The following is a 16,008-nucleotide window of genomic DNA, read 5'->3' on the forward strand; positions in this document are numbered from 1 at the left end:
CCCAACGTTGCGCAGTATACTGCCCAACCTCACTGAGTGAGCAATATAGTGCACAAAGATTCAACGCAACGGGCGTCCGTCCTGCAACACGTCAGCCTGAATGTGCGGCGCCTACGGCATGCCGCCGACATGAGCCAGACCGCGCTGGCAGAAAAGTCCGGGGTCAGCCGGCGCATGCTGGTGGCGATCGAGGCGGGTGAAAAGAACGTCAGTCTGACTACGCTTGATCGCGTCGCCGAAGCGCTCGATGTGGCGTTCAGCGATCTGATCCAGGCGCCGGATGCCCGCGATCCAAGCCGCATCAACGAGGTGGCCTGGGCAGGCACCCACCCGGGCAGCAAAGCGGTGTTGCTCTCCAAAGCCACGGCGACTCGCGAAGTCGAGCAATGGGAATGGTGTCTGCAACCCGGCGAGGTCTATCCGTCGCAAGCGGATGCCGAGGGCTGGAGCGAGCAGATTTTCGTCTTCGAGGGTTGCCTGACGCTAATGCTCGGCGATCAGCCGCAGCACATCGGCACGGGTGAGTTTTTCATGTTTGCCAGCAATCAGCCGCATTCCTATCGCAACGATGGCGATGTCGCGGCGCGGTTTGTGCGCAATGTGGTGATTTGAATGAGTCAGAGCGCAGACATCCTGATTATCGGTGGTGGCCTCAGTGGCACGATGCTGGCGGTGCAATTATTGCGTCTGCCTGGCCGGCGCAAGGTCTTGATCGTTGAACCGCGTGCGGAACTGGGACGGGGCGAGGCGTACAGCGCGGTCGAGTTGGGTCACACACTCAATGGCAATGCGGCGCGAATGAGCGTCGATCCGGATAATCCGGATGACCTGACGCAATGGCTGACCGAGCACATTGCCGGTGGCGGCTGGCCGGAGTCTGCCGAGCAGAATGTGCCGGTCAGTGAGCTGTTTCCCCCGCGTGGATTGTTCGGTGTTTATGTGCAGCAACGCCTGGCCGAAGCGCGCATTGCCGGAATGCAAAATGGCTCGAGCGCTGAGCACATCCGTGCGGAGGTCGTCGATCTGCAAGTCGATACCGGTTCGGTGCAGCTCACACTGAGCGATGGGCAGTCATTGCACGGAGCCTGCGCGGTGCTGGCGACCGGTATGTTCCCCGCAGCACGAACCCCGCAGAAAGCTTCCAGTGGCCTCAACGCCGCCGCCCTTGATCCCTGGGATGTTGCGGCCATGCGCCAGCTCGATCCGCAATCCACCGTGCTGATCATCGGTTCCGGCCTGACCATGGTCGACGCCGTGGTATCGCTGGAGCAAGCCGGGCATCGTGGGCCGATCGAAGTGTTTTCCCGGCATGGCTTGTTGCCCCATGTGCGCCGACAACCACCGGCCTGGGTGGATTTTCTTGGCGCCAATCACAGTCTGCGCACACCACGGCAGTTGCTCCGTGAATTGCGTCGGCAATGCCGGGCAGCCATCGCGCAAGGTATTGATTGGCAGGCGCCACTGGACACGGTTCGGGTGCACATCGCCCGGTTATGGAGCCAGGCGACTGACGCGCAGCGTCGACAATTCGTACGGCATGTACGGCCGTGGTGGGAAAGTCATCATCACCGTTCGCCGCCGCTGAGTGCGGCGCTGGTTGAGCGTCTTTATAAAGAAGGGCGATTGCGTATTCAGGCAGCTTCGTTCAATGGGCTTGAGCCAAGTCCGGACGGTGGCGTCCGTATTCGCATTCGGCGGCGCGGAGAGTCTGAAACTTGCGTGGTGCAAGGTGCCGCATTGATCAATTCCAGTGGAATTGAATACGACTGGCGCCGGGTGGCGCGACCGTTGCCGCAGCAGGTGCTGGCGCGCGGTCTGGTGCAGCCAGGACCGTTGGCGTTGGGGATTGCGGCGGCGGTGGATGGCGCGGTGCTGGATGAAGAAGGGCGAGCGGCTGATCGGTTGTTTGCAATGGGACCACCATTGCGGGGGATGTGGTGGGAGAGTACGGCGGTGACGGATGTGGCGTTGCAGGCCAAGGCGCTGGCGGCGCGGTTGGCGGGATAAGGTTGATGGTGTTCTTTCGGGCCTCTTCGCGAGCAGGCTGGCTCCCACAGGGGGACTGTGGTTGTAAATACCCTTTGCGCCACACAACGGAATCTGTGGGAGCGAGCCTGCTCGCGAAAGCGGTGGGTCAGTCGACATCCACAGCGACTGACGTACCGCTATCGCGAGCAGGCTCGCTCCTACATGTGTTGCGTGGTAACCAAAAGAGTTACGCCACCACTCGATAACACGGCACATACGCCGCGCCGCCCGGCAGTTTCATTCGGTGTTGGGCGACGAAGGCTTTGAGCAGGGCATCGAGCGGTTGCATGATCGCCGCGTCACCACGGATCTGGTACGGCCCGTGTTCTTCGATCAGGCGAATGCCCTTGTCCTTGACGTTGCCAGCGACAATGCCGGAGAACGCCCGACGAAGATTGGCCGCCAGTTCGTGCGGTGGCTGGTCGCGGTGCAGTTTCAGGTTGGCCATATTTTCGTGGGTCGGATCGAACGGACGCTGGAAGCCTTCGTCGATTTTCAGCAGCCAGTTGAAGTGGAACGCGTCGTTGCGCTCGCGACGGAACTGCTTCACCGCCTTCAGGCCTTGGGTCATCTGCCGCGCCACTTCGGCCGGGTCGTCGATGATGATCTCGTAGTGCTGCTTGGCGGCTTCACCGAGGGTCGCGGTGACGAACGCGTCTAACTGTTCCAGATACGGCGCGGCATGTTTCGGCCCGGTGAGGATCACCGGGAACGGCAGCCCCTTGTTGTCCGGGTGCATCAGGATGCCCAGCAGGTAGAGGAACTCTTCAGCCGTACCGGCGCCGCCCGGGAAGATGATGATGCCGTGGCCAACGCGGACGAAGGCTTCCAGACGTTTTTCGATGTCCGGCAGGATCACCAGCTCGTTGACGATCGGGTTCGGCGCTTCGGCGGCGATGATGCCCGGCTCGGTCAAACCCAGATAACGCCCGCCGTGAATACGCTGTTTGGCGTGAGCGATGGTCGCGCCTTTCATCGGGCCTTTCATCACGCCCGGACCGCAACCGGTGCAGATGTCGAGACTGCGCAGGCCCAGTTCGTGGCCGACTTTCTTGGTGTATTTGTATTCTTCGGTGTTGATCGAGTGGCCGCCCCAGCACACGACGATCTTCGGCTCGACGCCCGGGCGCAGGGTGCGCGCGTTACGCAGCAGGTGGAAAACGTAGTCGCTGATGCCTTGCGAGGTGGTCAGGTCGATGCGTTGGCTGTCGAGTTCGTTTTCGGTGTAGACGATGTCGCGCAGGGCGCTGAACAGCATTTCGCGGGTGCTGGCGATCATTTCGCCATCGACGAAAGCGTCGGCCGGCGCGTTCAACAGCTCCAGGCGTACGCCGCGATCCTGCTGGTGAATGCGGATTTCGAAGTCTTTGTAGGCTTCGAGGATGGTCTTGGCGTTATCGACATGGGCGCCGGTGTTGAGGATGGCCAGGGCGCACTGGCGGAAGAGGGTGTAGGTGCTGCCGGATCCGGCTTCGCTCAGTTGCTGAACTTCACGTTGAGAAAGGGTTTCCAGGCTGCCTTTCGGGCTGACCGAGGCATTGATTACGTGTCGTTGGGTCATGCAATGATCCTTAAAACGATGTCATCTCAAGACTAGGCGATGGCATCCGAATAGTGTGTATCCATGAATGAAGTGAAGATGGCACGATCTGCGCTATACCGCCATGTCCCCGTTGGACGCTGAAAAGATGAAAAGGAGCCCCAGCATAGCTAAATCCGCGCTAGAGGCGATAATGCGCCGGCCGGTTTTTTCAGTTAGCCCTTTTGTCGCTCAAGGAAGTCATTTGTGATGTTCGAGATTCAGCCGATGGACGCCGCCACCTTTCGCCAGCAGACGCGCCGCAGCACGATCATCATCGCCGTGCTGTTCCTGGTGCTGGCGATGCTGTTTTCCAGCGTGGCAGTGGCGTTGTTCGGCGAGCCTGGCGGCGATAACCTGCGCTTCAATGTCGGCGGGGTGTTTGTCGCATTTCTGCTGACCGCTGCGTTATTGCGCGGGCGCTTCTGGAATCAGAGCTGGATGGCGCCAGCGGTGTACAGCTGGCGGCTCAAGCGCAATCTGATGAGCATCACCAATGTGATGCATCAGGTGACGGCGGCGGTGGAGCAGAACGATCCGACGGCGATGAAGGTTCTACGCTTCTACCATCTGGGATTGACGCAAATGCACGAACTGGACGGCAACTCCAGCGATCACGGGCAGCTGTGGCGGGAAGTTGAAATGCACAAGGAGGGGATGCAGGCGCTGGGACTCGATACCGAGCAGACGCGCCTGGATCCGGCCTGGCTGGAGGCGTTGAAGCCAACTTCGCGCTGAAACGTCCGCAGTATAAGTTTCAGCCAAAGATCAGTGAGCGATGAGTGCCTGCACCGGCGCGGGCCCCATCGCCAACTGCCAGCGCTACCGAACCGGCAGCCAATGCCGCATCTCCGCAGGCAAATACGCCGGCGACGCTGGTTTGTTGTGTCGCGTCAGTCTGAATAAACGGTCCCATCGGGCCATCCTCGAATGTACATCCCAATTGTTCAGCCAGCGGGCTGGCCATGCGTGTGCGTGGCATGGCGAACAGGCCTGCAACAGCGATGACTTGACCATCGCTGAGTACCACGTCCGCACGCTCGCCACGGATGTGACTGACCGGCCGGGTTTCCAGGGTTACGCCGCGGCGATCCAGTTCCGCCAATTGTTCGGCATCCGGCTCGAACACGCCGTTGGTGAAGAACGTGGTCGGGCCCCAATCCGGCAGTAGCAGGGCGTGAAGAATCGACATCGGTGACGTCGCCAATACGCCGATCGCGCCTTGATTCAGTTCATAACCGTGGCAGTAGGGGCAATGGAAAACACTTTGGCCCCAGCGTTGCCTGAGGCCGTCGATGTCCGGCAACTCGTCGATGACGCCCGAGGCCAGGATCAGTCGCTTGGCGCTGAACCATTGTCCGCTCTGGGTGCGCAAATCGAATCCGCTGTCAGTCCGAGTCGTTTCAACTGCGGTATCCGTTAGCCATTGCACGCTGGGGTAGGCCAGTAATTGTGCGCGTGCCTCGTCAGCAATTTGCCCCGGTGCACGTCCATCCTGGCCGAGGAAACCGTGGGATGTTTCGGCAAAACGGTTGCGTCGCAGCCCTGAATCCAGCACCAGCACATCGCGTCGGGCGCGGGCCAGTTGCAGGCCGGCGGACAGCCCGGCATAGCTGCCGCCGACGATGATGACGTCGTACACCATGAGCGAATCTCCTCTTGAGTTTTCAAGGCACACCGTAAGTTACGAGAAATATTGCTGTCAATAGTCTCGTAACTTCAGACCTTGCAAGCGATACTCGGCGCATCTTCGCAACGGCTTGAGAAAAGGTTCATCGATGAGAAACGACACGCGGTTATCGCGCATGCTCCATGTGTTGATTCACATGGCTCGCCATGAAAAGCGCGCGACCTCGGAAACCATCGCCGGCATGCTTGGCACCAACCCGGTGGTGGTGCGGCGCACCATGGGTTTGCTCAAGGAGCAGGGTTTTGTGACGTCAGAGAAGGGCCATCAGGGAGGCTGGGCGCTGGCCAAACCGCTGGCGCAGATCACCCTGCTGGATATCCACCAGGCGTTGGGCACGCAGTCGATTTTTTCCATCGGTTTGTCGACGGATCACCCGGAGTGTCTGGTCGAGCAAGCGGTGAACGCCGCACTGACACGCACCTTCGATGAGGCGCAGGCGCTGTTGCTATCGCGGTTGGGCGGCATCACCTTGGCGGACCTGGCAGCGGATTTCGAGGCCCGCTTCAAGTCAGTCGGCGAGGATAATTAAAGCGGCGAAGCGGCGCGACGATGTTTCCATGAGCGAATTGCCCGCCCATACACCAGCAGGTTGACCGCCAGCACCACGCTGCCGAGCGCCAGTTGAATCTGCGGGGTGAGCCCGGCCGGATAGATGATCGGCCAGATGTAATGCTCGATGAAGCCGCCGGCATATTCGGTCTGCCCGGCGGCGTGACGCATAAGGTTTTCCCAGTACGTCAGCGGGCAGGTCAGATGCAGCACCTCGACCGCCACGCCCCAGGAGGCGGCGGGCAAATGCAGCCACATCACCCGTGGCCATTTGAGGACCAGCAGCCCGCCAAACAGCACGAACAGAATGAATGACAAATGAAACAGCACCAGCCCGTCGGCTGCGATTCGGTACAGCATGTCGTCTCCCTGACGCGGTTGTGAATGGCGCTATGTTACGCCGCTCAGGGCATTAACAGTCAGTGCGAAAATCAGCGTATTGCGCGCTCATCCGGCCGATTTCCCACAAGTGCGCAAGATTGTTCAAGCCAGATAGGCGAAATGGCTGGCACAGTCTTCGACCGTTTTCCTGGTTGAAGAACGTTTATGTCTGATTCAGTTATGCCGCGCAGTGCGTTCCTTCGCGGCGCTGCGGCGATCATGCCGTTGTCTCTGGCCACCGCGCCTTGGGGGCTACTGGCCGGCTCCATGGCGATCGAGGCCAACCTCACGCCGCTGCAAGGGCAGGGCTTGTCGAGCATCGTGTTTGCCGGTGCGGCGCAATTGGTGGCGATCGGCATGCTCAAGGGCGGTGCGGGGATTTTCTCGATTCTGCTGACCACGTTGCTGCTGACCTCGCAGCACTTGCTCTATGGCATGAGCATGCGCTCGGTGATTTCGCCGCTGCCGGGGCGCTGGCGAGCAGGTCTGGGTTTTTTGCTTACCGATGAGTTGTTTGCACTGACCAGTCAACATGATCGCCAGCAGTTTAACCGCTGGTATGCGCTGGGCGTTGGCCTGACGTTCTACATCGCGTGGAATCTGTTCACTCTCGCCGGCATTGTCCTCGGCAGCAGCATTCCAGGGCTTGAGCACTTGGGGCTGGATTTCTCGATTGCCGCCACGTTTATCGCGTTGATCACGCCGGTGGTGCGTAACGTACCGACGCTGGTGTGTGTGGCGGTGTCGCTGTTTTGTTCGGTGCTGTTCAGTTACTGGCAATGGGGTTCGGCGCTGGTGTTGTCCGGACTGGCTGGAATGACCGCCGGGTTTATCTGCAACAAGCTGTATCGGGAGCGCACATGATGGTTTGGGCGGTGATTTTTGGCATGGGGCTTCTGGTGTTTCTCAACCGCTACGTGTTTCTCGAACCGCGTTTGCCGGTGCGTCTGAGCAGCAATGCGCGACAGTTTCTCGGGTTTGCGGTACCGGGGATGTTGACCGCTATCTGTGGGCCGATTGTCTTCATGCCCGACAAACAGCTGAATCTGCAGTGGGATAATCCCTACCTGCTCAGTTCGCTGGTGGCGATCGCTCTGGTGATCTACACGCGCAGTACTTTGCTCAGCATGTTGTTGAGCATGGCGTTCTTCTTTTTGCTGCGCTGGTGGCTGTAAGTTGTCTGTTCTACGCTTCAGGGATGAAAGGTTACTGATCACGGGAGGTGCACATGGCGACTGAGCAAAAGCATCCAGAGACGGATGACGAAGACACGGATGAACCGACGCAAGAAGAAATAGAGCGGGAGAAGCACAAGGAGCAGACCTGGAAGCACGATGATGGCCGAGAGCTTTCCGATCCTGACCGCAAGTTTTGAGTGACTTCTACGATAAAGCCCCACAAGTGTGGGGCTTTTTTACGGTTTCAAAGTTCGTCCAACTGCGTGAAATCGGGGTGTGTGGCCCGATATCCCAAGGTTCGATCAATCCACGCATTGAGCTCGTTGACCATCACCGGCGCGTGGCCCGGATACCCTTCAAGGGTGGTGCGCAGGATGCGTTCGATATCGGGTACGGCACGCAGGTTTCGGGTCTTGATGTAGTGGCCGATAAAACAGTCGAGTTCAAAGCGTTCTGTCATCGACAGATAAATACACTCCAGGCCGCTGACCTGTTTGATTGCAAAATCGTCGCGCAACTTATTTCTCTGCAAGGCTTGTAGACGTTAGGGGGTTCCTGGTTTGTTGACTCTTTGGTCAACTGGTATACCAAATGGAAATGCGGCGCGCATGCTAGCCGTAGTGCATCTAAATGTATGTATGACGGTTGAAATGTCAGACAGGCGGTTAGTTCATTCAAACGTGTGTTTTATGTGCGCCGTCTCAAAAATGAAACAGGGTTTGTAACGGCAGTGATTCGCTCTATGAGTTGGTAAAGTTTGCAATAGTTTTATTCCTTATAATGCTGCGTCAAAAGATCGCAGCCTTCGGCAGGTTCTACATTGATAGACGCGTGAAGTCGGCAAATGTTTAAGTCTGCTCAATAATCAAACTGGCGCCCTGATTGCGTGCGTTACCGACAGCTTTGCCGACTTTGTACCACTCGAACGCTTCGCTACCTTCGCCTTCGAACCGCAACATTTGCTCGGCGCGTTCAACCGGCGTCGCCGGATCGAGCCATTCGCGCGCCAACTCTGCGCGGAACACCACCGGTCGGCGATCATGGATATCGAGCATGCCGCCGACGGCATCGGCGGTGATAATCACGAAACCGTCGTCATCCCGAGCCGGCGTTTCGGCTGTCGGAAACTGCCCGATGGCTGCGCAGAAAACCGCTTCGTGATCCGCGCGACGGATCAGCCATGGTTGTCGTGTTTTGTCTCCGCTATCGACCCATTCAAACCAGTTGTCCACGGGCACGATCAAGCGATGTCGCCAGATCGCTCGGAAGAACGGGCCATGCGCAACTTTCTCGACCCGGGCATTGATCGGTGGTGGGCGATCCTTGGCCCAATGCGGGCGCCAGCCCCAGCGCAGATTGTCGGCACGCAGGTGCTGCCCTTGTTGATGCAGGACGGCTAGCGCGGTGGTCGGCGCCGCGTTATAGCGATCAAGCGGCGCATCGCCAACGTGGTTGATCAACGCGTCGGGAATGCTCAGCACCGCGACGAAGTCGTGAATGCCACGGTACTGCGAGAGTCTTCCGCATATGGGCCGATCTCCGGTTGGAGAGTTCAGCTTAGTCGCTGGCGCCCTGACCGGTGAATGTGTCGCGCCAGTTCAACCAGCGGCGTTCGAGCATCGCGAGCAGGCCGTCGCTGAATTTACCGAGCAAGGCGAGCACGATGATCGCAGCCAGTACGATGTCCGGCCGCGAGGTTTCCCGGCCGTCACTGAGCAGATAGCCCAAACCCTTGGTGGCCGCGATCAACTCTGCTGCCACGAGAAACATCCACGCCAGACTCATGCCGCTGCGCAACCCGGTGAACAGGCCAGGCAGGGCGGCGGGCAGCAATATTCGTCGCACCAGTTGCAAGCGGCTGAAGCCATAGATGCGGCCAACCTCCACCAGTTTGCGATCAATGTTGCGAATGGCCGCGACCACGTTGACGTACACCGGAAAAAACGCGCCGATGGCGATCAAGACGATTTTCGAGGTCTCGTCGATGCCCAGCCACAACAGCAGCAGCGGCACCCAGGCCAGGCTTGGAATGGAACGCAAGGCGGCGAAGGTCGGTTCCAGATAAGCCTCGGCTTCGCGACTCAAGCCGACCCAGGCAGCAAATACCAGCGCCAGGCTGGCACCGATGGCAAATCCGAGCAGCACGCGGATCAGGCTGGCGCCGATGTGTTTCCACAGCGCGCCTTCGGCGAGGTCAGTGAGGGTCAGGGCGATCTCGCTCGGCGCCGGCATCTGGTAGGACGGCAGCCAGCCGATGCGTACGATAATTTCCAGCGCGACGATGATCAGCAGCGGCAGGGCCAGGCCTTTGCAGCGGCGCTGCCATGTCGGATTCAAGCTCGCAGGACGCTGGCGCGGTACGGCAAGTGGCGCGGGCAAGTCTTTGCTGTGAGTGGTCATGGTTTTGGCTCCGCTCACGACAAATCCGCGACGGGCGCGGATTTGTCGTGAGGCTGATCGGTTACTGGTGGGCGACGGCTTGCTGCACACCGCTGTTGAGCAATTGATCGATGACTTGATCGACATTCACTCCACGGCGCACCAGTTCCTCGGAGACCAGAATCGGCGCCGCTGCCTTGGAGGCGCTGATGTCCTGCTGGGTGAGTTGCGGGCTGCTCAGGTCAGTGCGCGACAGTTGCAACCTGGCTACATCCAGCGACAATCCGGACTCCTTGGCGAGAAGGGCGGCGAACTCATCGGGATTTTTCAGCGCCCAGTCGCGGGCCTGTTCGTAGGTCTTGATCACGGTGTCGATGGTCTGCGGATGTTCTTTGGCGTATTGCTCGGTGACGCTGACCACGCCGTAACTGTTGAACGCCGGGTTGCGGTAGAGCAGGCGCGAACCGGCCTGGACCTGGCTGGCGGCCATGTGCGGATCGAGTCCGGCCCAGGCGTCGACATCACCCTTTTCCAGCGCGGTGCGGCCGTCCGGATGTTGCAGGTGAACCAGTTCCACGTCGTCTTTTTTCAGCCCGGCCTGTTGCAGGCTGCGCAGGGTGAACAGATACGGGTCGGTGCCCTTGGTGGCGGCGATCTTTTTGCCCTTGAGGTCGGCGACGGTCAGGTAAGGAGAATCCTTGCGCACCACCAGTGCAGTCCATTCGGCACGGCTGTAGACGTAGACCGATTTGATCGGGCTGCCGTTGGCGCGGCTTAGCACGGCGGCGAGGCTGGCGCTGGAAGCGAAATCCACGCCGCCGCTGTTGAGGTATTCCAGCGAGCGGTTGCTGCCCTGGCTCAGTACCCAACTGACCTTGGTCTGCGGCAAGGCTTTTTCGAGGAAGCCGAAATGCTTGAGCACCAGACTGACCGGCGAGTAATAGGCATAGTCGAGATGCACTTCCGCCGGTGCGTTTTCAGCCGCGTGGGCGAGTGGTTGCAGGCTCAGTGCCACTGCGCTGGCAGCCAGCAGGGTTTTGAGTCGAGGAAAGAACGATGTCATGGGGCGCTCCGGCAAAGGCACAGGTTTCTTATGTCCAAAAAGATATTTTCATCGAATGCTTCCTGCATGAATGGAATATTGCAGGCTCTGTGCCATGTGCTTGAGAGTGCCGGTTTATAAGGGTTTTAACGCCATGTGCAGGATTTCGGCTGTTGGCTAGGCAACACTGTGGTTGGGCACTGTTGCTGTAGAAACAGTAGAAATCGACAGTGATGGTCTTATGCATTAATCGAATTTCAAAACCAGGAATCAACAGCGTTATGGTCTATGCAATTTCCCTTTGCAGGACTCGCCATGAAGCTTTCTCGTTTCCTACGCGGTGCGCTGAGCGCTGCACTGTTTACGTCGCCCCTGTCCTACGCCGCCGAGCCATTGGTCCTGCATGTCGGCGATCAGAACTACTACAACATCCGTGCCTCGGTGGAGGCGTCCGGTGTATTGAAAGACGCGCCTTATACTGTCGACTGGAAACACTTCCAGGCCGCTGCACCCTTGGCGGAAGCCTTGCAAACCGGCTCTCTGGACCTTGGCTTTCTGGGCGATTCAGGTTTTCTGTTTCTGGCCGCCAAGCAGGCGCCGGTGAAACTGATCGGCGTATCGCGGCAGAATCCCGACACCATCGCGTTGCTGGTGCCCAAGGACTCGCCGGTGAAAACCATCGCCGATCTGAAGGGCAAGAAAGTCGCCTACTGGCCCGGCGCCTGGAGTCAGCAGTTGACCTTGCGCGCCCTGGAGCAGGGCGGTCTGCCGGAAAACTACGTCGAGTTCGTCAAGTTGATGCCGATCGATGCGGCCGCAGCCCTGCCACAGGGCAGCATCGACGCTTTCCCGGTGTGGGAACCGTACATTTCCCAGCAGATCGTGTTCTCCGGCGCGCGACCGATCCTGACCGCAAAAAATCTGATGCCGGGGCTCAGCGCAATCGCGGCGTCGACACCGTCCATCGACAGTAAGCGTGCAGCGATTGCGGATTTTCTCGGGCGTTTGAAGCAGGCGCGGGCCTGGGTCGACAGCCACACAGATGAATACGCCGATCTGTGGGCAAAGAAAGCCAATCTCGATCAGCAGGTGTCGCGCCACTGGTTGCGCCAGGCGCACATGACCGTCGGGCCAGTGGACACGCAAGCGGCGACGGATCTGCAAAGTACTGCCGACTTCCTGTTCAAAGTGAAAGCGCTGCCGGCTCCGTTGGCCACCGCCGGAAGTATCGACACGTCTTTTCAGCAGGCATTGGCTCACTGAGCGAGCGCCGGAACCAAACCCTGTGTACCTTATCCAACCTCCGCTCGCGGATCGGGGCGCAAGGATGGATAAGGGCGAGGGAGTTTTGCCAATCGACAACATGACGGCAGCCGCCGTGCTCAAGGCAAAACATGACATCCGGATTCAAACTTCTTTGTGCCGCGCTGATTGCTCTCGGGCTGGCCGGTTGTATCGCCGCCCCGATCGAAATGACCGCGCAAACCGAAACGCGCCTGAAAACCCAGGCACCGGTGCGCTTTCTGTTGACGTTTGACGATGGCCCCAGCGCTTCGAGTTTGTGGAATCCGTCGGCCACAGTGCTCGACAGTCTCAAGGACAATCCGCTGCAGCCAGACATCAAAGCGGTGTTCTTCGTGCAGACGCGTGCGCCACGAGCGGGCAACAGTGACATTGGTCGCAGCATCATGCGTCGTGAACATGATGAGGGGCACATTCTCGCGTTTCACACCGCGACCCACTGGCACACCAATCATCGTTTGCTCGACCCGCAAGAGCTTGAAGAGTCGCTGAGCAACGGCACGGCTGATATCGCCGCCATCACCGGCGCGCCACCGACACTGCTGCGCCCGCCGTTCTGGAATTACGACAAACGCACCTTTGCCGCCTATCAGCAGCACGGTTTGCACGTTTTGCTCACCGATTTAAGCGCCAACGACGGCAAGATCTGGGGCTTCAATGCCAGCCCGCGACGTCGGGCCAACATGCTGCGGCAATTATCGGAAGTCCGTGAACGTATCGCCCTTGGCGAATTGCCCACCGTGGACGGGGTCATCCCGGTCGTGGTGACGTTTCATGATCTCAACCGCTATACCGCGCGGCACACGCGCGAATACCTGCAGATTCTGCTGGAGAGCGCCGCTGCCACGGGCGTGAGGCTGGAGGACAAGCCTTTCTATGATGATCACGCTGAACTTGAGAAAGCCGCGTTGGCGCGTGCCGTGGAGAACAGTTCGGAGTCGGTGAACTTGCCGGGGATGTGGAACTGGATCTGGGATCATGACGCGCATTGACGGCGTGCTTGAAAGTTGTGATCGGGTTGGCATTTTTGTGTCGAGCGAGACACAAATTGCTCATCTATGCTCTACGAGTCGACCGACCCACCGCCTGCGAGGCGTCCACTCATGCTTGCCATTGACGATATCTGCCGGATTGTCGAATCCGGCTTTCCTGCGTTCAAGTGCGATTGCATCCCGAGCACGCAGGGGCTATTGCAAATCAAGGTGTATGAACCGGACAGCGGGCGAGTCGAGTTGCTGTTGAATGGCGTCTCTCCGGAACACCTCGTCACGATTCGTGACATTTCCAACTTCATCGGTGAATTACGCACCGAAATCAGCGCGGGCCGCCGAGCGTTCGCTGGTTAACGCGTCATAAACGCCGTTGAAACGCTTGAACGATGCGCAGCGTCGCTTCGCTGGTGTGCAGATTGCGCACTGAATCCAGCGGATGCCAGATGCAATCGATGATCTCGTTCTGCGGCCGCACTTGCTCAAAGTCCATCACGGACGCCTCGTAGACATGATGCCGCGTGCTGCCGCTCTGCAATTCCATTAAATACAACACATCGTCGGCGTCCAGGCCGGTTTCTTCTTGCAGTTCGCGCACGGCAGCCTCCGCTCGGGTTTCCCCGTGCTCGACCTTGCCGCCGGGCAATGTCCAGCGGCAGTGGGGTTTGCGTACCAGGAGAATGTGGCGATCCTGCTCGCATATAACGGTTGCACGTACTTTCATCTGTTACCTGTTTTTACTGCTTGTCACAAAATAGAAATAAAACTGCAATATTTGAGCCGAAGCGTGCGACAAAGGTTTCATTGGAGTTTGGAGCGTTCGCTGTGTTGAAAAGTGCCAGACCCTTGACTGTTGCGGCTGGCGACACCCGGTCGGCATTTCGGGCGGGTCAGGGTGTAAGGTAAAAGCGTGAAGCTGGATCTGACCGTTAGCAAAAATGGAGGTATCCATGAGCATGCCGATGTTGAACAAGATGCACATGAACGGCTATGACGTGCTTAGCGTGAACAATGGCCCATGGCGGGTTTGCACTCAGGGCGATCGGCTGGCGTCGTTTGGTAGCCGGGAAGAGGCGCTGGCCTATGCCGCAGCGCTGCCTGGCTACAAAAAACGCACGACGCGCGCGCAAAGTCACAAAACCCACTGACAGGCTGGCTGTAATGAAAGAGCCCCGGCAATTGTCGGGGCTTCTGTTTTTGGGGAGGGTGGTCTCAGTGGACCTTGGTCCGGCTGATCGCGCGGGCTTTCACTTCCCTGGCATAGAGTTGCAGCCGTTCTTCATCGCTTTGCAGCACCTCGCAGGATCTCAGCACGGTTTGCGCATCCGCCTCGTTGCCGGATTTGCGCAATTGTTCCGCGATACGTTTCAGGTCGACCGCCGACCATCTCAAGTCCGATGCAACGCTTTGCAGATCGCGTTGAAGTTCGTGTTCGTATTCATTGAGCCGCATGATCACCTCCAGAACATTCTCGGTAGAAAAGAGTAGTCGCATTTTTCGTCGATGGGCAAAGCCTGTTCATCAGCACGCTGAACGGTTGTGAAAAGTTGTGCAGATTGCGCCAAGGGCGCGTTGCCACGATGGATGTAGTGCCGCTTACACGCTACATTCACTTTTTTCAGATCAGGAATACACCATGCGGGTATGGATCGGGAGTCTGGCGTTGGCCATGTTGGCGGGTTGCTCGTTGCCGGCCTCGTTGGTGCCGGGTGAGCCGAATATCAGCAAGACCAGCGCCAAGTCGCCCAAGGACTATGCGGCGTGTTTATTACCGTTGTGGCAGAAGGATGTGGCCAAGACTTCGCAGACATCGATTTCCAACGGCTATCGCATCACGGCGCCGAGCATCATCACTGCGGACGAGATCCTCGACATCGTCAAGTACAAGGACGGAAGCCGGGTTTCGTTGTATCAGGGGCCGCCATGGGCGAAGTCCGGTTCGTTGCGCCAATCGGTGCGTGATTGCCTGTAACGACGCCTGCAGAGACAAAAAAAGCAGAAGCCGCATCGACGGCTTCTGCTTTTTTTTGGCTGCCTGGAGGCTGAAAGGTGTGGATCTGATTCGCGAAATGAACGGTGACAGTTGCGCACGAAGGGTTTCCTCCGTGTGCACTAGGCTTTTGCGGGGCGGTCGATAGTCAGGTCGGCCGGTCTTTCAAGGAGCCTCGGATCATGGATGATCTGGTCAAAGAAGTTATTCCGCTGTTGCAGTATCTGATTCCCGGTTTTTTGTCAGCATGGATTTTTTACTCGCTGACGGCATTCAAGCGACCCGATACGTTCGGGCAGATTGTGCAGGCGCTGATTTTTACGTTTGTGATTCAGGGAGCGGTATTGGGGGTTGGGGCAATGTGTTTGTGGGTAGGCTCGAAAGGCTTTTCTGTCGGACGTTGGGATGCCAAGGCCGAAACAATATGGGCATTCGTTGTGTCGGTGACGCTCGGGTTGCTTTCCTGCTATCTGGCTACGAATGACAAATTGCATGGCTGGTTACGTAGTCGAAATGTCACGAAACAAACTTCCTATCCCAGCGAATGGTTCAGCATTTTTGCCCAACACCATCGTCTGGTCACACTGCATTTGAACGACGAAAGGCGCGTGTTTGGCTGGCCGGTGGAGTGGCCACCGGAATCCAGCAGTGGCCAGTTCGTGATGCAGAATCCCTGTTGGCTGGATGCCGAAGGGGCAGAGGTGCCTTTTGGCGCTGAGTTTTTGCTGATAGATTCCGGCAAGGTCAAGTGGGTCGAATTCGGCCCGAAATCGGAGGTTTCGTTATGACAGCCAGAGCACCGCAACCAATGCCGGAATGGGTAGCGCGTCGCTACACGAAAGATGGCAAGCCAGTGGCAAATGCGCAGCCCAAGGCGCCCAGTGCTCCACCACCGCTCAAG

Annotated in this window: 22 protein-coding genes; 13 read left to right on the top strand and 9 right to left on the bottom strand. The window is 58.5% G+C overall.

Features of this window, described 5'->3' with window-relative positions; genetic code table 11:
- Window positions 1-48 precede the first annotated feature (48 nt).
- Both CKW17_RS14305 and CKW17_RS14310 read left to right on the top strand, forming a co-directional pair.
- Entirely contained in the window at window positions 49-612 is a 564-nt protein-coding gene (locus tag CKW17_RS14305) for a helix-turn-helix domain-containing protein (protein ID WP_095120325.1), read from the top strand.
- Window positions 613-2,007: an FAD/NAD(P)-binding protein gene (locus tag CKW17_RS14310; protein WP_095120326.1), complete on the top strand. Its 1,395-nt coding sequence runs from the start codon at window positions 613-615 to the stop codon at window positions 2,005-2,007. It abuts the gene before it with no gap.
- Window positions 2,008-2,215: 208 nt separating this feature from the next.
- Here CKW17_RS14310 and ppnN read toward each other — a convergent pair whose 3' ends face one another.
- Window positions 2,216-3,589 carry a nucleotide 5'-monophosphate nucleosidase PpnN gene (ppnN, locus tag CKW17_RS14315; protein WP_008085844.1) on the bottom strand — a complete coding sequence of 458 codons (1,374 nt, stop codon included), beginning with the start codon at window positions 3,587-3,589 and terminating at the stop codon, window positions 2,216-2,218.
- A gap of 228 nt (window positions 3,590-3,817) precedes the next feature.
- On the opposite strand from ppnN, the gene CKW17_RS14320 reads away from it, so the two are divergent.
- A complete protein-coding gene (locus tag CKW17_RS14320; protein WP_095120327.1) occupies window positions 3,818-4,345 on the top strand; it encodes a DUF3087 domain-containing protein in 528 nt (175 codons plus the stop codon).
- 19 nt (window positions 4,346-4,364) lie between these two features.
- Here the strand turns inward: CKW17_RS14320 and CKW17_RS14325 are convergent, their stop codons facing one another.
- The gene (locus tag CKW17_RS14325) at window positions 4,365-5,252 is read right to left on the bottom strand and encodes an NAD(P)/FAD-dependent oxidoreductase (protein ID WP_095120328.1); all 888 of its coding nucleotides are present in this window, start codon (window positions 5,250-5,252) and stop codon (window positions 4,365-4,367) included.
- A 133-nt stretch (window positions 5,253-5,385) separates the two neighbouring features.
- Here CKW17_RS14325 and CKW17_RS14330 point away from each other — a divergent pair, with 133 nt between their 5' ends.
- Window positions 5,386-5,826 (top strand): Rrf2 family transcriptional regulator, encoded by a 441-nt coding sequence (locus CKW17_RS14330; RefSeq protein WP_095120329.1) that lies wholly within the window; start codon window positions 5,386-5,388, stop codon window positions 5,824-5,826.
- Here CKW17_RS14330 and CKW17_RS14335 read toward each other — a convergent pair.
- Window positions 5,823-6,206 carry a DUF2784 domain-containing protein gene (locus CKW17_RS14335; protein WP_095120330.1) on the bottom strand — a complete coding sequence of 128 codons (384 nt, stop codon included), beginning with the start codon at window positions 6,204-6,206 and terminating at the stop codon, window positions 5,823-5,825. The genes CKW17_RS14330 and CKW17_RS14335 overlap by 4 nt on opposite strands.
- A 186-nt stretch (window positions 6,207-6,392) precedes the next feature.
- Between CKW17_RS14335 and CKW17_RS14340 the strand changes: the two genes are divergently transcribed.
- From CKW17_RS14340 to CKW17_RS30375, 3 genes are read left to right on the top strand one after another with little or no spacing between them, the layout of a single operon-like run.
- Window positions 6,393-7,091 (top strand): AzlC family ABC transporter permease, encoded by a 699-nt coding sequence (locus CKW17_RS14340; protein ID WP_095120331.1) that lies wholly within the window; start codon window positions 6,393-6,395, stop codon window positions 7,089-7,091.
- The gene (locus CKW17_RS14345; RefSeq protein WP_162835977.1) at window positions 7,091-7,402 is read left to right on the top strand and encodes an AzlD domain-containing protein; all 312 of its coding nucleotides are present in this window, start codon (window positions 7,091-7,093) and stop codon (window positions 7,400-7,402) included. The genes CKW17_RS14340 and CKW17_RS14345 overlap by 1 nt, the downstream gene beginning before the upstream one ends.
- 53 nt (window positions 7,403-7,455) lie before the next feature.
- A complete protein-coding gene (locus tag CKW17_RS30375) occupies window positions 7,456-7,602 on the top strand; it encodes a hypothetical protein (protein ID WP_176470073.1) in 147 nt (48 codons plus the stop codon).
- 47 nt (window positions 7,603-7,649) lie between these two features.
- Here CKW17_RS30375 and CKW17_RS14350 read toward each other — a convergent pair whose 3' ends face one another.
- From CKW17_RS14350 to CKW17_RS14365, 4 genes are all read right to left on the bottom strand, one after another.
- Window positions 7,650-7,922, bottom strand: coding sequence for a hypothetical protein (locus CKW17_RS14350; protein ID WP_095120332.1), 273 nt, complete (start codon window positions 7,920-7,922; stop codon window positions 7,650-7,652).
- 331 nt (window positions 7,923-8,253) lie between these two features.
- On the bottom strand, window positions 8,254-8,934 hold the full coding sequence (locus CKW17_RS14355) for an SOS response-associated peptidase (RefSeq protein ID WP_095120333.1): 681 nt from the start codon (window positions 8,932-8,934) through the stop codon (window positions 8,254-8,256).
- Between the two features lie 28 nt (window positions 8,935-8,962).
- Complete coding sequence (locus CKW17_RS14360) at window positions 8,963-9,805, bottom strand: ABC transporter permease (protein ID WP_095120334.1); 843 nt, start codon at window positions 9,803-9,805, stop codon at window positions 8,963-8,965.
- Between the two features lie 61 nt (window positions 9,806-9,866).
- The gene (locus tag CKW17_RS14365) at window positions 9,867-10,847 is read right to left on the bottom strand and encodes an aliphatic sulfonate ABC transporter substrate-binding protein (protein ID WP_095120335.1); all 981 of its coding nucleotides are present in this window, start codon (window positions 10,845-10,847) and stop codon (window positions 9,867-9,869) included.
- 294 nt (window positions 10,848-11,141) lie between these two features.
- Here CKW17_RS14365 and CKW17_RS14370 point away from each other — a divergent pair, with 294 nt between their 5' ends.
- The 3 genes from CKW17_RS14370 (at window position 11,142) to CKW17_RS14380 (ending at window position 13,474) form a co-directional block, all read left to right on the top strand.
- On the top strand, window positions 11,142-12,089 hold the full coding sequence (locus CKW17_RS14370; protein ID WP_095120336.1) for an ABC transporter substrate-binding protein: 948 nt from the start codon (window positions 11,142-11,144) through the stop codon (window positions 12,087-12,089).
- A gap of 131 nt (window positions 12,090-12,220) precedes the next feature.
- Window positions 12,221-13,120 carry a polysaccharide deacetylase family protein gene (locus CKW17_RS14375; RefSeq protein WP_095120337.1) on the top strand — a complete coding sequence of 300 codons (900 nt, stop codon included), beginning with the start codon at window positions 12,221-12,223 and terminating at the stop codon, window positions 13,118-13,120.
- Between the two features lie 111 nt (window positions 13,121-13,231).
- Window positions 13,232-13,474, top strand: coding sequence for a DUF1652 domain-containing protein (locus tag CKW17_RS14380; RefSeq protein ID WP_095120338.1), 243 nt, complete (start codon window positions 13,232-13,234; stop codon window positions 13,472-13,474).
- Window positions 13,475-13,478: 4 nt separating this feature from the next.
- Here the strand turns inward: CKW17_RS14380 and CKW17_RS14385 are convergent, their stop codons facing one another.
- Complete coding sequence (locus tag CKW17_RS14385; RefSeq protein WP_095120339.1) at window positions 13,479-13,841, bottom strand: NUDIX hydrolase; 363 nt, start codon at window positions 13,839-13,841, stop codon at window positions 13,479-13,481.
- 226 nt (window positions 13,842-14,067) lie between these two features.
- Between CKW17_RS14385 and CKW17_RS14390 the strand changes: the two genes are divergently transcribed.
- Window positions 14,068-14,265: a DUF2188 domain-containing protein gene (locus CKW17_RS14390; RefSeq protein ID WP_095120340.1), complete on the top strand. Its 198-nt coding sequence runs from the start codon at window positions 14,068-14,070 to the stop codon at window positions 14,263-14,265.
- A gap of 64 nt (window positions 14,266-14,329) precedes the next feature.
- On the opposite strand, the gene CKW17_RS14395 is transcribed toward CKW17_RS14390, so the two are convergent.
- Window positions 14,330-14,569, bottom strand: a complete 240-nt coding sequence (locus CKW17_RS14395) for a hypothetical protein (protein ID WP_065259780.1) — start codon at window positions 14,567-14,569, stop codon at window positions 14,330-14,332.
- Window positions 14,570-14,753: 184 nt separating this feature from the next.
- Between CKW17_RS14395 and CKW17_RS14400 the strand changes: the two genes are divergently transcribed.
- Complete coding sequence (locus tag CKW17_RS14400) at window positions 14,754-15,089, top strand: hypothetical protein (RefSeq protein ID WP_095120341.1); 336 nt, start codon at window positions 14,754-14,756, stop codon at window positions 15,087-15,089.
- Window positions 15,090-15,289: 200 nt separating this feature from the next.
- On the top strand, window positions 15,290-15,895 hold the full coding sequence (locus tag CKW17_RS14405; RefSeq protein ID WP_095120342.1) for a DUF6338 family protein: 606 nt from the start codon (window positions 15,290-15,292) through the stop codon (window positions 15,893-15,895).
- Window positions 15,896-16,008: the final 113 nt, after the last annotated feature.

It is taken from the genome of Pseudomonas sp. Irchel s3f10, assembly GCF_900187515.1.
GTDB lineage: Bacteria > Pseudomonadota > Gammaproteobacteria > Pseudomonadales > Pseudomonadaceae > Aquipseudomonas > Aquipseudomonas tensinigenes.

Coding starts and splice junctions, on each gene's coding strand:
- CKW17_RS14310 (WP_095120326.1), top strand. CDS start 613: ATGAGTCAGAGCGCAGACATCCTGATTATCGGTGGTGGCCTCAGTGGC.
- ppnN (WP_008085844.1), bottom strand. CDS start 3,589: ATGACCCAACGACACGTAATCAATGCCTCGGTCAGCCCGAAAGGCAGC.
- CKW17_RS14320 (WP_095120327.1), top strand. CDS start 3,818: ATGTTCGAGATTCAGCCGATGGACGCCGCCACCTTTCGCCAGCAGACG.
- CKW17_RS14325 (WP_095120328.1), bottom strand. CDS start 5,252: ATGGTGTACGACGTCATCATCGTCGGCGGCAGCTATGCCGGGCTGTCC.
- CKW17_RS14330 (WP_095120329.1), top strand. CDS start 5,386: ATGAGAAACGACACGCGGTTATCGCGCATGCTCCATGTGTTGATTCAC.
- CKW17_RS14335 (WP_095120330.1), bottom strand. CDS start 6,206: ATGCTGTACCGAATCGCAGCCGACGGGCTGGTGCTGTTTCATTTGTCA.
- CKW17_RS14340 (WP_095120331.1), top strand. CDS start 6,393: ATGTCTGATTCAGTTATGCCGCGCAGTGCGTTCCTTCGCGGCGCTGCG.
- CKW17_RS14345 (WP_162835977.1), top strand. CDS start 7,091: ATGGTTTGGGCGGTGATTTTTGGCATGGGGCTTCTGGTGTTTCTCAAC.
- CKW17_RS30375 (WP_176470073.1), top strand. CDS start 7,456: ATGGCGACTGAGCAAAAGCATCCAGAGACGGATGACGAAGACACGGAT.
- CKW17_RS14360 (WP_095120334.1), bottom strand. CDS start 9,805: ATGACCACTCACAGCAAAGACTTGCCCGCGCCACTTGCCGTACCGCGC.
- CKW17_RS14365 (WP_095120335.1), bottom strand. CDS start 10,847: ATGACATCGTTCTTTCCTCGACTCAAAACCCTGCTGGCTGCCAGCGCA.
- CKW17_RS14370 (WP_095120336.1), top strand. CDS start 11,142: ATGAAGCTTTCTCGTTTCCTACGCGGTGCGCTGAGCGCTGCACTGTTT.
- CKW17_RS14375 (WP_095120337.1), top strand. CDS start 12,221: ATGACATCCGGATTCAAACTTCTTTGTGCCGCGCTGATTGCTCTCGGG.
- CKW17_RS14380 (WP_095120338.1), top strand. CDS start 13,232: ATGCTTGCCATTGACGATATCTGCCGGATTGTCGAATCCGGCTTTCCT.
- CKW17_RS14385 (WP_095120339.1), bottom strand. CDS start 13,841: ATGAAAGTACGTGCAACCGTTATATGCGAGCAGGATCGCCACATTCTC.
- CKW17_RS14390 (WP_095120340.1), top strand. CDS start 14,068: ATGAGCATGCCGATGTTGAACAAGATGCACATGAACGGCTATGACGTG.
- CKW17_RS14395 (WP_065259780.1), bottom strand. CDS start 14,569: ATGCGGCTCAATGAATACGAACACGAACTTCAACGCGATCTGCAAAGC.
- CKW17_RS14400 (WP_095120341.1), top strand. CDS start 14,754: ATGCGGGTATGGATCGGGAGTCTGGCGTTGGCCATGTTGGCGGGTTGC.
- CKW17_RS14405 (WP_095120342.1), top strand. CDS start 15,290: ATGGATGATCTGGTCAAAGAAGTTATTCCGCTGTTGCAGTATCTGATT.